General features: G+C 66.6%; 14 protein-coding genes. 11 read left to right on the top strand and 3 right to left on the bottom strand.

Annotation, left to right across the window (positions count from 1 at the left end; genetic code table 11):
- Positions 1-96 precede the first annotated feature (96 nt).
- From K5L49_RS04565 to dnaE, 4 genes are all read left to right on the top strand, one after another.
- Positions 97-975 (top strand): DivIVA domain-containing protein, encoded by an 879-nt coding sequence (locus K5L49_RS04565; protein ID WP_308116512.1) that lies wholly within the window; start codon positions 97-99, stop codon positions 973-975.
- The gene (gene lspA, locus K5L49_RS04560) at positions 965-1,690 is read left to right on the top strand and encodes a signal peptidase II (protein ID WP_223690822.1); all 726 of its coding nucleotides are present in this window, start codon (positions 965-967) and stop codon (positions 1,688-1,690) included. The genes K5L49_RS04565 and lspA overlap by 11 nt, the downstream gene beginning before the upstream one ends.
- Before the next feature lie 2 nt (positions 1,691-1,692).
- Positions 1,693-2,613, top strand: coding sequence for an RluA family pseudouridine synthase (locus K5L49_RS04555; protein WP_223690821.1), 921 nt, complete (start codon positions 1,693-1,695; stop codon positions 2,611-2,613).
- 101 nt (positions 2,614-2,714) lie between these two features.
- Positions 2,715-6,185: a DNA polymerase III subunit alpha gene (dnaE, locus tag K5L49_RS04550; protein ID WP_374107702.1), complete on the top strand. Its 3,471-nt coding sequence runs from the start codon at positions 2,715-2,717 to the stop codon at positions 6,183-6,185.
- A gap of 48 nt (positions 6,186-6,233) precedes the next feature.
- Here the strand turns inward: dnaE and K5L49_RS04545 are convergent, their stop codons facing one another.
- The gene (locus tag K5L49_RS04545) at positions 6,234-6,776 is read right to left on the bottom strand and encodes a flavin reductase family protein (protein ID WP_223695237.1); all 543 of its coding nucleotides are present in this window, start codon (positions 6,774-6,776) and stop codon (positions 6,234-6,236) included.
- A gap of 61 nt (positions 6,777-6,837) precedes the next feature.
- Between K5L49_RS04545 and hisD the strand changes: the two genes are divergently transcribed.
- From hisD to K5L49_RS04530, 3 genes are read left to right on the top strand one after another with little or no spacing between them, the layout of a single operon-like run.
- Positions 6,838-8,145, top strand: a complete 1,308-nt coding sequence (gene hisD / locus K5L49_RS04540; RefSeq protein ID WP_223690819.1) for a histidinol dehydrogenase — start codon at positions 6,838-6,840, stop codon at positions 8,143-8,145.
- 47 nt (positions 8,146-8,192) lie between these two features.
- Positions 8,193-8,666: a transcriptional regulator NrdR gene (gene nrdR, locus K5L49_RS04535; protein ID WP_223690818.1), complete on the top strand. Its 474-nt coding sequence runs from the start codon at positions 8,193-8,195 to the stop codon at positions 8,664-8,666.
- 38 nt (positions 8,667-8,704) lie between these two features.
- Positions 8,705-9,727, top strand: coding sequence for a quinone-dependent dihydroorotate dehydrogenase (locus K5L49_RS04530; protein ID WP_223690817.1), 1,023 nt, complete (start codon positions 8,705-8,707; stop codon positions 9,725-9,727).
- A 20-nt stretch (positions 9,728-9,747) separates the two neighbouring features.
- Here K5L49_RS04530 and K5L49_RS04525 read toward each other — a convergent pair whose 3' ends face one another.
- Both K5L49_RS04525 and K5L49_RS04520 read right to left on the bottom strand, forming a co-directional pair.
- On the bottom strand, positions 9,748-10,692 hold the full coding sequence (locus K5L49_RS04525) for a ribonuclease HI family protein (protein ID WP_223690816.1): 945 nt from the start codon (positions 10,690-10,692) through the stop codon (positions 9,748-9,750).
- Between the two features lies 1 nt (position 10,693).
- Positions 10,694-11,290 carry a DUF3043 domain-containing protein gene (locus K5L49_RS04520; protein WP_223690815.1) on the bottom strand — a complete coding sequence of 199 codons (597 nt, stop codon included), beginning with the start codon at positions 11,288-11,290 and terminating at the stop codon, positions 10,694-10,696.
- A gap of 41 nt (positions 11,291-11,331) precedes the next feature.
- Between K5L49_RS04520 and K5L49_RS04515 the strand changes: the two genes are divergently transcribed.
- The 4 genes from K5L49_RS04515 (at position 11,332) to ctaD (ending at position 16,009) form a co-directional block, all read left to right on the top strand.
- Positions 11,332-12,756: a dipeptidase gene (locus K5L49_RS04515; RefSeq protein WP_223690814.1), complete on the top strand. Its 1,425-nt coding sequence runs from the start codon at positions 11,332-11,334 to the stop codon at positions 12,754-12,756.
- Positions 12,757-12,852: 96 nt separating this feature from the next.
- A complete protein-coding gene (gene erpA, locus K5L49_RS04510) occupies positions 12,853-13,209 on the top strand; it encodes an iron-sulfur cluster insertion protein ErpA (RefSeq protein WP_223690813.1) in 357 nt (118 codons plus the stop codon).
- A 149-nt stretch (positions 13,210-13,358) separates the two neighbouring features.
- Positions 13,359-14,246 carry an aa3-type cytochrome oxidase subunit II gene (ctaC, locus tag K5L49_RS04505; protein ID WP_223690812.1) on the top strand — a complete coding sequence of 296 codons (888 nt, stop codon included), beginning with the start codon at positions 13,359-13,361 and terminating at the stop codon, positions 14,244-14,246.
- Between the two features lie 11 nt (positions 14,247-14,257).
- Entirely contained in the window at positions 14,258-16,009 is a 1,752-nt protein-coding gene (gene ctaD / locus K5L49_RS04500) for an aa3-type cytochrome oxidase subunit I (RefSeq protein WP_223690811.1), read from the top strand.
- Position 16,010: the final 1 nt, after the last annotated feature.

The following is a 16,010-nucleotide window of genomic DNA, read 5'->3' as shown; positions in this document are numbered from 1 at the left end:
CACGTGAGTGCGGCACCGTGCGCAGCCCGGGCGCTCTTTGCTAGCGTTGGATGAACGCACTCATTGTTCGTATCTCAAGATCTAAGGTGGCTTGCCATGGCGCTGACTCCGGAAGATGTAGTCAACAAGCGGTTCCAACCGACGAAGTTCCGTGAAGGCTACGACCAGGACGAGGTCGACGACTTCCTCGACGAGGTGGTCGTGGAGCTGCGTCGACTCAACCAGGAGAACGAGGAGCTCAAGCAGCGCCTCGTCGCGAGCGATTCCCGCATCGCGGAGCTTCAGCGCAGTGGCGGACAGTCCACCGGCGCCCCCGTCGCCGCGGCGCCGGCTGCTGGTGACTCCGCCGAGCTCGCGAGCCTGCGTCAGGAGAACGAGGAGCTCAAGGAGCGCCTCGCCGCCGCGCCTGTCGCCGCTGCCGCGGTCGCCGCGGCACCGGCCTACGTCGCGCCCGAGAACGACCCCAACAGCACCAACAACCTGCTGCAGCTGGCTCGCCGTCTGCACGAGGAGCATGTGAAAGAGGGCGTCGAGAAGCGCGACGCTCTGATCGCCGAAGGTCACGCGACCGCGGCGCGCATCGTCGCCGAGGCGGAGTCGAAGCAGCGTGCGCAGATCACGGCACTCGACCAGGAGCGTTCGCAGCTCGAGAACCGTATCGACGGCCTCCGTTCGTTCGAGCGCGAGTACCGCGAGAAGCTGAAGGGCTACATCGAAGGTCAGCTGCGCGAGCTCGACACGGCCTCCGTGGCCGCCTCCGGCGGTCCCGCGACGTCTGCCGTGGCGCCGCAGACCAGCGCTCCGGTGAGCGCCTCGTCGGCCGGCGGTCCGCTCGGAACCGGCAGCGTTCCCACCTCCTCGGCCCCGGTGTCGGCGATTCCGTCGGTCCCCGCTCCGATCTCCGCCACCGGCGACACGTCGACCGGCCAGAACCAGACGCCGCAGCCTCCGACGTTCCAGGGCTTTGGAGCCTAGCTCCTCGCGCACGAAGGTCAGTGTCCGCGCGCTGGTCATCCTGGCCATCGTCGCGCTCTTCGTCTACCTGGTCGACCAGCTCGCCAAAGTCCTGGTCGTGCAGAACCTCTACGAGGGGCAGCAGGTCCAGGTCCTCGGACAGCTTCTGCAGTTCCACTTCGTCAAGAACTCCGGCGCCGCGTTCTCGATCGGCAGCGGATCCACCTGGATCTTCTCGATCGTGGGCGTCGGAGTTCTCGGCTTCGTCATCTGGTACGCCCCCCGCATCCGTTCAATGGCTTGGGCGATCCTGTTCGGGCTCCTGCTCGGCGGCTTGCTCGGCAACCTGACCGACCGGATGTTCCGGGAGCCGGGCTTCGGTGTCGGACACGTGGTCGACTTCCTGCAGATTCCGCTCTTGCCGGCCATCTTCAACCTCGCGGATGTCGCGATCGTGTCGAGCATGGTGCTCTTCCTGATCCTCACGATCCGCGGGATCGGTCTCGACGGCCGTCGGGTCACGGAGGACGAGGCCGAGGAGGAGACGGACGCCGAGACGGACGCCGAGACGGCCGCCGCCGCCGATGCCGAGACCCCGGATGCCGAGACCCCGGATGCCGAAACCCCGGATGCCGCGACCCCGGATGCCGCGTCCCCCGATGCTGCTTCCCTCAGCGCCGAAACCTCCGACGCTGAGCCGGCGGAGACCGGAACGGACGAGAAGCCCGGCGTTTGAGGATGGAATCCCGCAGTCTCCCCATCCCCGATGGTCTCGAAGGCTCTCGCGTCGACGCCGGTCTCGCCAAACTCCTCGGCTTCTCGCGCACTTTCGCTGCTGAGATCGTCGAATCCGGCGGTGTGACGGTCGATGGCCGTGTCGTCGGCAAATCTGACCGGATGAGCGCCGGCGGGTTGCTCGAGCTGAGCTGGCAGCCGAAGACCGAAGTCACGATCGTGCCGATCGCCGTGCCCGAGCTGACGATCGTGCACGACGACGACGACATCGTGGTGATCGACAAACCGGTCGGCGTCGCCGCGCATCCGGCGGTCGGCTGGGAGGGACCGACGGTGCTCGGCGCCCTCGCCGCGGCCGGGTTCCGGATCTCGACCTCGGGCGCGGCGGAACGAGCCGGCATCGTGCACCGTCTCGATGCCGGGACGAGCGGGCTGATGGTCGTGGCCAAATCGGAGCGCGCGTACACGGTGCTCAAGCGCGCCTTCCACGACCGCACCGTCGAGAAGATCTACCACGCGGTCGTCCAAGGCCACCCGGACCCCCTCGTCGGAACGATCGACGCCCCCATCGGGCGTCACCCGAGGAGCGATTGGAAGTTCGCCGTCATCGCCGACGGCAAACCCTCGGTCACGCACTATGAGACCATCGAGGCGTTCCCCGCGGCCAGCCTGCTGGAGATCCACCTCGAGACGGGACGCACCCACCAGATCCGGGTCCACATGGCCGCCCAGCGGCACCCCTGCGTCGGCGATTCCATGTACGGTGCCGACCCGACCCTCTCCGCGCGTCTCGGCCTCACACGGCAGTGGCTGCACGCCGTGCAGCTCGCCTTCGAGCATCCGTCGACGGGGGAGTGGGTCACGTTCACGACCGGGTATCCGAACGACCTCCAACACGCTCTGGATGTGCTGCGCGCGTCGTAGGCCCGTCGTAGTCTTAAGACACACCTCAGCCCCCAAGGAGCTCTAGCTTGGCCTCAAGCGGCGACTCGTTCGTTCACCTTCACGTCCACAGCGAGTACTCGATGCTCGATGGCGCCGCGCGTATCAAACCGCTGGTCGACGCCGCCGTCGAGCAGGGTATGCCCGCCGTCGCCGTCACCGACCACGGCAATATGTTCGGCGCGTTCGACTTCTGGCGCACGGCCACCGAGGCCGGGATCAAACCGATCATCGGCACCGAGGCCTACCTGACACCGGGAACGCACCGCACCGACCGAACGCGCGTGCGCTGGGGCGACGGCGGCGGCGACGATGTGTCCGGTTCCGGTGCGTACACCCACATGACGATGTTCGCGAGCACCACCGAGGGCATGCACAATCTGTTCCGTATGTCGTCGTACGCCTCGACCGAGGGCTACTACTTCAAGCCCCGCATGGACAGGGACCTCCTCAACCGCTTCTCGAAGGGCATCATCGCGACCACCGGATGCCCGTCCGGCGAGGTGCAGACACGCCTCCGTCTCGGCCAGTACGAGGAGGCGAAGAAGGCGGCCGCCGAGTTCCGCGACATCTTCGGAAAAGAGAACTTCTACGCCGAGATCATGGACCACGGGCTCGGCATCGAGCGCCGGATCATGGCCGACCTCATCCGGTTGGCGAAGGAGCTCGACCTGCCGCTCGTCGCCACGAACGACCTGCACTACACCCATGCTGAAGACGCGAAGAGCCACGCGGCCCTGCTCTGCGTGCAGTCGGGCTCGACCCTCGATGATCCCAACCGCTTCAAGTTCGACGCCGACGAGTTCTACCTCAAGTCGGCCGAGGAGATGCGCGGCCTGTTCCGCGACCATCCCGAGGCATGCGACAACACGCTCGAGATCGCCGAGCGCTGCGATGTGAAATTCGACACCCAGGCCAACTACATGCCCCGGTTCCCCGTTCCCGTCGAAGAGACGGAGCAGAGCTGGTTCATCAAGGAGGTCGAGAAGGGCCTCGGCGAGCGCTACCCGAGCGGGATCACCGATGAGGTGCGCAAGCAGGCCGACTATGAGATCGGCGTCATCTCGCAGATGGGGTTCCCCGGCTACTTCCTCGTGGTCGCCGACTTCATCAACTGGTCGAAACGCAATGGCATCCGTGTCGGCCCGGGTCGCGGCTCCGGTGCGGGCTCGATGGCGGCGTACGCCATGCGCATCACCGACCTCGACCCGCTCCAGCATGGCCTGATCTTCGAGCGTTTCCTCAACCCCGACCGCGTCTCCATGCCCGACTTCGATGTCGACTTCGACGATCGCCGTCGCGGTGAGGTCATCAAGTACGTCACCGAGAAATACGGCGAGGAGCGCGTCGCCCAGATCGTGACCTATGGCACGATCAAGGCCAAACAGGCGCTCAAAGACTCGTCTCGCGTGCTCGGATTCCCGTTCGGTATGGGCGACAAGCTCACCAAGGCGATGCCGCCGCCCGTCATGGGCAAAGACATCCCCCTCACCGGGATCTTCGACAGGAATCACCCACGCTACAAAGAAGCAGTGGACATCCGGGCTGTCGTGGAGACGGACCCGGAGGCGAAGACGGTGTTCGACACCGCCCTCGGCCTCGAGAACCTGAAACGCCAGTGGGGGGTGCACGCGGCCGGCGTGATCATGTCGTCCGACCCGCTGATCGACATCATCCCGATCATGAAGCGCGAGCAGGACGGCCAGATCGTCACGCAATTCGACTACCCGGCCTGTGAGTCGCTCGGGCTGATCAAGATGGACTTCCTGGGGTTGCGCAACCTCACGATCATCAATGACGCGCTCGACAACATCGAGGCCAACCGCGGCGAGAAGCTCGTGCTCGAAGACCTCGCGCTCGACGACCGCCCGGCATACGATCTGCTCTCCCGCGGAGACACCCTCGGGGTGTTCCAGCTCGACGGCGGCCCGATGCGCTCGCTGCTCCGGCTGATGAAGCCGGACAACTTCGAAGACATCTCGGCCCTTATCGCGCTCTACCGTCCGGGCCCGATGGGGGCGAACTCGCACACCAACTACGCCCTGCGCAAGAACGGGCTCCAGGAGATCACTCCGATCCATCCGGAGCTCGCCGAACCGCTGGCCGAGATCCTCTCTACGAGTTACGGTCTGATCATCTACCAGGAGCAGGTGATGGCGATCGCGCAGAAGGTCGCCGGGTTCTCGCTCGGTCAGGCAGACATTCTGCGCCGGGCCATGGGCAAGAAGAAGAAGTCCGAGCTGGACAAGCAGTTCGCCGGCTTCGCCCAGGGCATGCAAGACAACGGCTACTCGATGGATGCGGTCAACAAGCTGTGGGAGATCCTGCTCCCGTTCTCCGACTACGCCTTCAATAAGGCGCACTCGGCGGCCTACGGCGTCATCTCGTATTGGACCGCATATCTGAAGGCGCACTATCCCGCCGAGTACATGGCCGGTCTGCTGACCAGCGTCGGCGACTCCAAAGACAAGATGGCGCTCTATCTCAACGAGTGCCGGCGAATGGGCATCAAGGTGCTGCCGCCCGACGTCAACGAGTCGATCGGCTTCTTCGCCGCCGTCGGCACCGACATCCGTTTCGGCCTCGGCGCCGTGCGCAACGTCGGGTCGAACGTGGTCGACGGCATCCGTGCCGCCCGCGAGGAGAAGGGCCGCTTCGACTCCTTCCACGATTTCCTCGGCAAGGTGCCCATCCACGCCGCCAACAAGCGCACGGTGGAGTCGCTCATCAAGGCGGGCGCGTTCGACTCGCTGGGTGCGACCCGGCGTTCCCTCGTCGAGGTGCACGAGGATGCGGTCGAGTCGGCGGTCAAGATCAAGCGCAACGAGGCGAACGGCGATGTGGGTTTCGACTTCGACAGTCTCTGGGGCGAAGACGAGCAGAGTTCCACCCAGCACCACATCCCGGACAGGCCGGAGTGGGCGAAACGGGACAAGCTCGCCTTCGAGCGCGAGATGCTCGGCCTGTACGTCTCCGACCATCCGCTGGCGGGGCTCGAGCTGCCGCTGGCCAAGCTGCAGAGCACGTCGATCGCCGATCTGATCTCTTCCGATACTGTTCAGGACGGCGAGACGGTGACGATCGCCGGTCTGGTGACGAGCGTGCAGCACCGCGTGGCGAAGGCTTCGGGCAATCAGTACGGCATGATCACCGTCGAGGATTTCGGCGGTGAGATCACCGTCATGTTCATGGGCAAGGGCTACCAGGAGTATTCGCAGTCGCTGCAGGGCGACTCCATCGTCGTGGTGCGCGGCCGGGTCAGTATGCGCGACGACGGGATGAACCTGCACGCGTTCAGCCTGACGACCCCCGATCTCGGCCAGGCGATGGGCAGCGGCCCGCTCCTGATCACGATGCCCGATCAGCGGGCGACGACAGACACGATCACCACACTGAGCGAGGTTCTCGCTCGGCACGCGGGGGAGAACGAGGTGCGGTTGCGCCTGGTGAAGGGTCAGGTCGCCCGAGTCTTCGAGGTTCCCAAACCGGTCACGGTCAGCGCCGACCTTTTCGGCGAGCTGAAGGGCCTCCTCGGCCCCAATTGTCTCGCCTGAGGCCGCTTCCCGTGACCGTGTTCGCGCGGTTCGGGTGTGCCGCGGCTCTCAGGCGAGGGTGCCGGGGGTGAGGTAGCGGCGCTCGTGGTACAGCAGCGCCTCGTCATCCTCGCCGACGGCGCCGTCTTCGATCTGCACCACGACGACCGCGTTGTTGTGCACGGGGATGCGCTCGACGATCCGGCCGACCATCCAGCTGGTCACGTCTTTGATGACAGGGAGACCGTGGGGGCCGCGGTACCAGTGGTCTCCGTCGAAGCGGAGAGCGTTGTCGCCGGCGAGCTTCTCTGCCACCGCGCGGTTGCGCACTCCGAGCATGTGGATGACGACGCGATCGGTTTCGGCGATGGCCGGCCAGCTGGAGGCGGAGCGGGCGATGTTGAAGGTCGCGAGCGGCGGGACGGCCGCGAGCGAGGCGAGGGAGGTGGCCGTGAAGCCGACCGGGCTGCCGTCGGGCTGCTGTGCCGTGATGATGGCGACGCCGGCCGCGTGACGGCGGAAGGCGTGACGGAAGGCGGCGAGGTCCGGGGTCACGTCGGGCTCGACGCTGTCGATCGGCCGAGCGTCCTGGGGCAGGGCTGCTTCATTCATACGCATGCATCAAGCTTGTCTGGCTCCCGCCTATTCCCGTTGCGGATAGGCTGGTCTGGTCATGATGCAGACCACAGATCTCCGCGGAATCCAGCCTACACGCGCCGCCTTCGCCCGCTCGCTCCCGCGGCCCGTCGTCGACGTATCGACGGCGATGGTCGTCGCCGCCCAGCTCATCGACGAAGTGAAGGAGCGGGGTGCTGCCGCGCTCGCGGAACAGTCGGAGAAGTTCGACGGCGTCGTCCCCGAGTCGGTTCGCGTGCCGCAGGCCGATATCGACGCCGCAGTGCTCGCGCTTCCTGCCGACGTGCGAGAAGCGCTCGAATCGGTCATCGCGCGCGTTCGTCAGGCGACGGCCGCGCAGGTGCCGGCGCCGGCCGAGACGGTCATCGGGCCCGGGGCGACGATCGTGCAGCGCTGGCAACCGGTCGAGCGTGCCGGTCTCTACGTTCCAGGCGGCAAAGCCGTCTACCCCTCGAGCGTCGTGATGAGCGTCGTGCCGGCACAGGTGGCCGGCGTGGCGTCCATCGCCCTCGTCAGCCCGCCGCAGCGCGAGTTCGGCGGAGCGGTGCACCCGACGATCCTCGGAGCGGCCGGTCTGCTCGGCATCGACGAGGTCTATGCCATGGGCGGCGCCGGAGCCATCGGTGCGCTCGCGTGGGGCGTCCCCGACCTCGATCTCGAACCCGTGCAGGTCATCACCGGTCCTGGCAACATCTACGTGGCTGCGGCCAAGCGGGTCGTGCGGGGTCTGGTCGGGATCGATGCGGAAGCGGGGACCACCGAGATCCTCGTCATCGCGGATGCGACGGCCGATGCCCGGTTCGTCGCCGCCGACCTGGTGAGCCAGGCCGAGCACGACGAGGCCGCCGCATCGCTGCTGGTCACCGACAGTGCGGAGTTCGCCGATCGGGTCGCCGCCGAGCTGGCCACCGTCGCCGCGAACACCAAGCACGCGGAGCGCGTCCGCACAGCCCTCTCTGGCCCGCAGTCGGCGATCGTGCTGGTCGACGATCTCACAGCCGCCGCTGCGTTCAGCAACGCCTACGGTCCCGAGCACCTCGAGATCCAGACCCGCGACGACGACGCCGTGCTGGCCGCGATCGAGAACGCCGGAGCCATCTTCCTCGGGCCCGACTCCCCGGTGAGTCTCGGCGACTACCTCGCCGGCTCCAACCACGTGCTCCCCACCGGCGGTCAGGCGCGGTTCTCCTCCGGGCTCGGCGCCTACTCGTTCCTGCGTCCGCAGCAGGTCATTCGCTATGACCGCGCCGCTCTCGGCGAGGCCGCCGACCGGATCGTCGCGCTGTCGACGGCCGAGGATCTTCCCGCGCACGGCGAGGCGGTCACAGCGCGTTTTCCGCGCTGACCGGCGTCGAACCGGCCTTCGTCCGCCTCGCATAGACTGGGAGCACCATGTTCTGCCCCTTTTGCCGCCACCCGGATTCCCGTGTCATCGACTCGCGCACCAGTGATGACGGCCTCTCCATCCGCCGTCGCCGGCAGTGCCCGGAGTGCGGCCGCCGGTTCAGCACGACGGAGACCGCCAGCCTCAGCGTGATCAAGCGCAGCGGGGTCGCGGAGCCGTTCAGCCGGGAGAAGATCGTGCTCGGCGTGCGCAAGGCGTGCCAGGGCCGGCCGGTCACTGACTCCGATCTGGCAGTGCTTGCGCAGAAGGTGGAAGAGACCATCCGCTCCACCGGCGCTTCGCAGATCGAGGCGAACGACATCGGCCTCGCCATCCTGCCGCCGCTGCGCGAGCTCGACGAGGTGGCCTACCTGCGTTTCGCGAGTGTCTACCAGGCCTTCAGCTCGCTCGATGACTTCGACGACGCCATTCGTCAATTGCGCATCGAGCACCACAGCACGCCGGTCGACGCGGAGGCGTGACACCGGAGTCGAGCGCGGGCCGGTAATCTTCTACAGGCATGTATCGCACACTCTTCACCCTCGTCCTCTCGAAGCTCGACCCTGAGCGCGCACACCACCTGGCGTTCCTCGTCATCCGGGCGCTCCCGGCCCTCGGCTTCGGTCGCCTCGTCCGCCGTTTCACCCGGCCCGATCCCTCGCTGGCGGTCGACGCGCTCGGTCTCCGCTTCGATTCACCGTTCGGTGTCGCGGCCGGTTTCGACAAAGACGGCGAGGGCGTCATCGGTCTCGGCCAACTCGGCTTCGGCCACGTCGAGGTCGGCACGCTCACCGCTCAGGCTCAGCCGGGCAACGAGAAGCCCCGGCTGTTCCGTCTGATCCCGGATCGTGCCGTCATCAACCGGATGGGATTCAACAACCACGGTGCGAACGCTGCGGCGTCGCGTCTCGCCACGACAGCGGCCAAACGGGTTCGACCGGTGCTGGGCATTAACATCGGCAAGAGCCGTGTCGTCGCGGTCGAGGATGCGACGGCCGACTACCTCGACAGCGCGCGCGCTCTCGCCCCCGTTGCCGACTATCTGGTGGTCAACGTGAGCTCGCCGAACACGCCGGGTCTCCGCGGTCTGCAAGAGCTCGATCTGCTCGCGCCGCTGCTGGAGGCGGTGAAGGGTGTCGCCGGCGGTACCCCACTGCTGGTGAAGATCGCGCCCGACCTCACCGACGACCAGGTGCAGAAGATCGCCGAGCTGGTGGTGCGGATCGGCCTGGCCGGCATCATCGCGACGAACACCACGATCTCCCGCGAGGGGCTGCGAACCGATTCGGCCGTCGTCGAGACGGCCGGAGCCGGCGGGCTCTCGGGTGCGCCGCTCGCCGCTCGTTCGCTGGAGGTGCTGCGGCTGATCCGTTCGCAGGTGCCCGCCGAGCTGTGTGTGATCTCGGTCGGCGGGGTCGAGACGGCGGCGGATGTGCGGGCACGCCTCGACGCGGGAGCCACTCTGGTGCAGGGCTACACCGCATTCCTCTACCTCGGCCCGCTCTGGGCGCGACAGATCAACCGCGGGCTCGCGAACCGCTGAGGCCAGGGCGGGGAGCCGGCCTATTCGGCCTCGGGTGTCCCCTGGTGGAACCGGATGCGCCAGCGCCCGTCCGTGCGCAGCCACAGCGAGCTGCGGAGGGCGCTGCCACGGGCATCCGTCGTGCGGGTCGTCAGGAGAATGGTGTCTCCGGCGACACGGTCGACGCCCAGCACCTCGAAAGTGACCGGAGACGGGTCTTCTTCGGCCGCCAGCGCCTGCAGCGTCGCATCACGCCCCCAGAGCCGGCCCGAGCGGCCGATCTCCTCGAAGGCCGGGTGCAGAATCGCGGCGACCCGTGAGGAGTCCGCTCGCACGGCCACCTCTTGGAGCTCGCGTTCCAGGCGGGTCACGATCTCGGCGTCGGATTCGTCGGCGAGCAGGTCGTCGCCGAAAAGGTCGAGCTCGACCGCGGTCGCAGCCGGCACCGAGGTCACGTCGGACTGTGTGGGGGCGCCGGCATGGGGGCCCTCGATGACCTCCCCGTTCGCGTCGGCACGGATCGCGCCTGGCCAGCCCGGGCCGATCGGGATCGGGGCGTCGTTCTGGTAAGCGGTGGCCACGGCTCGGGCTCGCACATCCGCCGCCTCGTTGAGGTCGTGGCCGGCGTGCCCTTTGACCCACTCGAAGGTGTATCGGCGCCCCTGGGTGGCGCGATCGAGGCGTTCGAGCAGCTCCCGGTTGAGAACGGGGGAGCCGTCGGCCTTGCGCCAGCCTTTGCGCTTCCACCCGGGCATCCATTTGGTGACCGCGTTGATGACGTACTGGCTATCGCAGAGGATGCGGAGATCGTCGTCGACGTGGGCGGTCGATTCGAGCAGGTCGACCACCGCCATGAGCTCGCCCTGATTGTTGGTGCCGTGCGGCCAGCCACCGGCCGCCCAGGTGGCGTCATCCACGTACCACGCCCATCCGGCGGGACCGGGGTTGCCGAGTGCGGAGCCGTCCGCTGCTGCGACGATCGTCACGTCAGCTGGGGAACTGGCCGCGCTTGACCTGCGGCTTCGGCAGACGGATGACGCGCAACTGCAGGGCGCGCATCGCCGCGTACCAGCGCACGCCGCGTTCCACCTTCGAGACGCCGAACTTCGCGCCGAGCTTGCGGCGCACGAGGAAGCCGAGGATGAAGCAGTCGATCACCGCGACGAGGAAGAACCCCCACAGCGCGAGCAGCCCGTACACCTGGAAGTATCCGGGCAGGAATGAGAGCACGATCACCAGCAGCATCACGGGGATGAGGAACTCGCCGATGTTGAACCGCGCGTCGACGTAGTCGCGCACATAACGCCGCTGTGGGCCCTTGTCACGGGCCGTGAGGTAGCGGTCGTCGCCGGCGGCCATGCCGACGCGCGCCTTCTCCCTGGCCTCGGTGGTCTTCGCACGCGCCTGGCGTGCGGCCTCCTTGCGATCGGTGGGCACCAGAGGCCGCTTTCGAGCGGCTTCCTGCTCGCGACGGGTCGGCGTCGGGGCGCCCTTGCCCTGCGCCAGCCGCTCGGCGGTCTCTTCTGCGGTCTCAATGACGTGGTCTGCCGCGTCACTGGTGTCCGGGTTGTCTCGTTTTGCCAACGTTAAGCCTTCGATCGGGGGGTCCACTTAAGATTACCGTCATGACGAACCATCAACTTGCGTCCCCCACCGAATCCGCAGAAGCCGAGGCGCGCATCCGCGCCGGGGTCGAGCAGGGTCTGCCGTCCGCGATCGCGGATCTGGGGGCGCTCGTCCGTCTCCCTTCGGTGTCGTGGTCTGCCTTCGATCCGGCGCAGGTCGCGGCCAGCGCCGCCGCGGTCGCCGGTCTGCTCGAGGCGACCGGTGCGTTCGAGAGCGTCAGCATCCGGCAGGCCCCGATCGGCGGTGGGGCCGAGCTCGGGCAGCCGGCGGTTCTCGCCACGCGAGCCGCGCGGAACGGTCGGCCGACCGTGCTCCTCTACGCGCACCACGATGTGCAGCCCCCGGGCAAGGATGAGGACTGGCAGACCCGGCCGTTCGAGCCGACCGTGCGCGGTGACCGCCTCTACGGGCGCGGTGCGGCCGACGACAAGGCGGGTGTGATGGCGCATGTCGCGAGCGTGCGCGCGCTGGTCGGCGCGCTCGGACCGGACTTCGATCTGGGGCTCGCCGTCTTCATCGAGGGGGAGGAGGAGTTCGGCTCCCGCTCGTTCGCGAACTTCCTCGACCAGAACAAGGCCGAGCTGAAAGCCGATGTGATCGTCGTCGCCGACTCGGACAACGTCGATATCGACACGCCGGCCCTCACCGTCTCGCTGCGCGGGAACGTGACCTTCAAGCTCACCGTCTCAACCCTCGCGCACGCTTCGCACTCCGGGATGTTCGGTGGCGCGGCCCCGGATGCGATGCTCGCCATGGTCAGACTGCTTGCCACCCTGCACGACGAGGACGGCTCGGTCGCCGTCGACGGTTTGACGGAGCGCACCGATGCCGCCGAGCCGCCCGTGCGTTCGGAGGAGCAATTCCGGGAGGAGGCCGCTCTGCTCGACGGTGTGACCTCGATCGGCACCGGACCCATCCTGTCGCGGATGTGGTCGAAGCCGACGGTGACCGTCACGGGCATCGACGCACCCAGCGTCGCCAACGCCTCCAACACTCTGCTGCCGAGCGTTGCCGTGCGCATCAGCGCGCGGGTCGCCCCTGGGCAGGCCGCGTCCGACGCTTACAAAGCGCTCGAACGGCACCTTCGCGCCAATGCGCCGTTCGGCGCGCACCTCGAGATCGACGACGTCGACACCGGGGACGCCTTCCTCGTCGACACCGACGGCTGGGCGGCCTCCGAGGCCAAGCGGGCGATGACGGATGCGTGGGGCAAAGACGCGGTCGAGACCGGCGTCGGCGGGTCCATCCCGTTCATCGCCGACCTCGTGCGCGAGTTCCCCGACGCACAGATCCTGGTGACCGGGGTCGAAGACCCCGACACCCGCGCGCACAGCCCCAACGAATCGCTCCACCTCGGTGTTTTCAAGCGGGCGATCCTGGCGGAGGCCCTGCTGCTGGCTCGCCTCGATCGACGATCGGAATGAGCCGCCAGGAATGAACTCGGGTCGTTCCCGGTTTTCCAACGTAGAATCGACCCAGATTTTCTTGATCGACCCAACCGCACCTGTGTGAGGAGTGCCATGACCGACACAACACTGACCGCCTCGAAGGCGCACGGCGTCGGGCTCACCGACACCGCCGCCACCAAGGTCCGCACCCTGCTCGAGCAGGAGGGCCGCGACGACCTGCGTCTGCGCGTCGCCGTCCAGCCCGGTGGATGCTCCGGCCTGATCTACCAGCTGTACTTCGACGAGCGCATGCTCGACGGCGATGCGACGGTCGATTTCGACGGCGTCGAGGTGATCGTCGACAAGATGAGCGTTCCGTACCTCGACGGCGCCTCGATCGACTTCGAAGACACCATCCAGAAGCAGGGGTTCACCATCGACAACCCCAACGCGGGCGGAAGCTGCGCCTGTGGGGACTCGTTCCACTGAGCCGACCCGCGCTGTAGCACAGAAATACAGAAAGGGCCGCCCGATTGGGCGGCCCTTTCTGGTTCGTTCCGGCGCGTGCGGCGGAGTAGGGTGGTAACGGTCAAATACAGTTGAATGTGAACTGTCCATGAGTCTCTGAAAGGTCACCGGTGCGTCACAATCGCCGTCTCCGATGGGCTGCTATCCCGATCGCAGCGACACTCGCAATCGTCCTTGCGGGCTGCACGCAGGCCCAGCTGAACGGATTCCTGCCCGGCTTCGTCGAAGGCAAAGAGCCCGTCACCAACCACACGGAGCGGGTCAGCGGCCTCTGGGTCACCAGCTGGCTGGTGCTTCTGATCGTCGGCGTGATCGTCTGGGGCCTGATCATCTTCGCGGTGATCGTGTACCGCCGCCGCAAGGGTCAGACCGGACTCCCTGTGCAGATGCGCTACAACATGCCGATCGAGATCTTCTACACGATCGTGCCGCTCATCCTGGTTCTCGGATTCTTCGCCTTCACCGCCCGTGACCAGGATGCGATCGAGAAGCCGTACGCGCATCCCGACCTCACCATCCAGGTCTACGCGAAGCAGTGGGCGTGGGACTTCAACTACACGAACGACGATGTGTACGACCCGGGCATCCAGGTTCAGCCGGACGACTCGAGCGCGACGCCCGGTGCGGTTCAAGAGGGGGAGATCCCCACCCTGTATCTGCCGGAGAACAAGAAGATCACCATTCTGCTCGACTCCCGAGATGTGATCCACTCGTTCTGGGTTCCCGCGATGCTCTACAAGAAAGACATCATCCCGGGCCAGACCAACAAGATGTACTTCGAGACGACGGGCCGCACCGGCACCTTCGTCGGCAAGTGCGCCGAGCTCTGCGGCGAGTATCACTCGGCCATGCTCTTCAATCTGAAGATCGTGCCGCAGGCGGAATACGAGGCCCACATCAAGAGCCTGCGCGACCAGGGGTACGAGGGCCAGCTCGGCTCCGAGTACGACCGCAACACCAACCTGCCCGGCACGGGCGCTCCCAAGGGTAACGAGTAGGGCATCCACGAATGACGACGACAGCACCGGCTCCCGCGGCGACCACCGCGCCCGCGCCTCAGGCGGCAGCGCCGCTCGGCTCGAGCACTGTGGAGCGCAAGGGCAACATCCTCGTGAACTACATCACGTCGACCGACCACAAGACGATCGGGTACATGTACCTGATCACGTCGTTCATCTACTTCCTCATCGGCGGCGTGATGGCACTCATCATCCGCGCCCAGCTCTTCGAGCCGGGTCTGGAGGTCGTCCAGACGAAAGAGCAGTACAACCAGCTGTTCACCATGCACGGCACGATCATGCTGCTGATGTTCGCGACGCCACTGTTCGCCGGCTTCGTGAACGTGCTGATGCCGCTGCAGATCGGTGCACCCGATGTGGCGTTCCCCCGGTTGAACGCGTTGGCCTACTGGTTCTACTCGTTCGGTAGCCTCATCGCCGTCGCCGGCTTCCTCACCCCGCAGGGTGCCGCCTCGTTCGGTTGGTTCGCCTACGCGCCGCTCTCGAGTACGACGTTCTCACCCGGTATCGGAGGCAACCTCTGGGTGGTGGGACTGGCCCTCTCCGGTTTCGGAACCATCCTCGGTGCGGTCAACTTCATCACCACGATCATCACGATGCGTGCGCCCGGTATGACCATGTTCCGCATGCCGATCTTCACCTGGAACGCGCTCGTCACCTCGATCCTCGTGCTGATGGCGTTCCCGGTGCTGGCGGCCGCGCTGTTCGGCCTCGCTGCCGACCGTGTGTTCGACGCGCACATCTACGACGCGGCGAACGGCGGAGCGCTGCTGTGGCAGCACCTGTTCTGGTTCTTCGGCCACCCCGAGGTCTACATCATCGCGCTCCCGTTCTTCGGAATCGTCTCGGAGATCTTCCCGGTCTTCAGCCGCAAGCCGATCTTCGGGTACAAGACCCTCATCTACGCGACGATCTCGATCGCGGCCCTCTCCGTCACGGTGTGGGCGCACCACATGTACGTGACCGGCTCGGTGCTGCTGCCCTGGTTCTCGCTGATGACCATGCTCATCGCGGTTCCGACCGGCGTGAAGATCTTCAACTGGATCGGCACGATGTGGCGCGGTTCGCTCACCTTCGAATCGCCGATGCTGTGGTCGATCGGCTTCCTCATCACGTTCACCTTCGGTGGCCTCACCGGAGTGATCCTCGCCTCGCCGCCGCTCGACTTCCACGTCTCCGACACGTACTTCGTCGTCGCCCACTTCCACTACGTCGTCTTCGGCACCGTCGTGTTCGCGATGTTCGCCGGCTTCTACTTCTGGTGGCCCAAGTGGACGGGCAAGATGCTGAACGACAGGCTGGGCAAGTGGCACTTCTGGCTGCTGTTCATCGGCTTCCACACCACGTTCCTCGTGCAGCACTGGCTCGGCGTCGTCGGCATGCCCCGTCGGTACGCCACCTATCTGCCGAGCGACGGTTTCACCTGGATGAATCAGCTCTCCTCTGTCGGCGCCGCAATCCTGGCGATCTCGATGATCCCGTTCTTCGTGAACGTGTACCTGACGGCGCGCAACGCTCCCAAGGTCACGGTCAACGACCCCTGGGGCTACGGCCGTTCGCTCGAGTGGGCGACCAGCTGCCCGCCGCCGCGCCACAACTTCACGTCGATCCCGCGCATCCGTAGCGAGTCGCCCGCGTTCGACCTGAACCACCCCGAAGCCGGTATCCCCATCGGCGTCGGCGGCGGCAAGGACGCCCCGGACAGCCCCGTTCTCGACCTCGCAGACGACAAGGTGAAGTAGC

This window comes from Leifsonia poae (assembly GCF_020009625.1).
GTDB lineage: Bacteria > Actinomycetota > Actinomycetes > Actinomycetales > Microbacteriaceae > Leifsonia > Leifsonia poae_A.
This window is presented reverse-complemented; position numbering and strand designations above follow the sequence as displayed.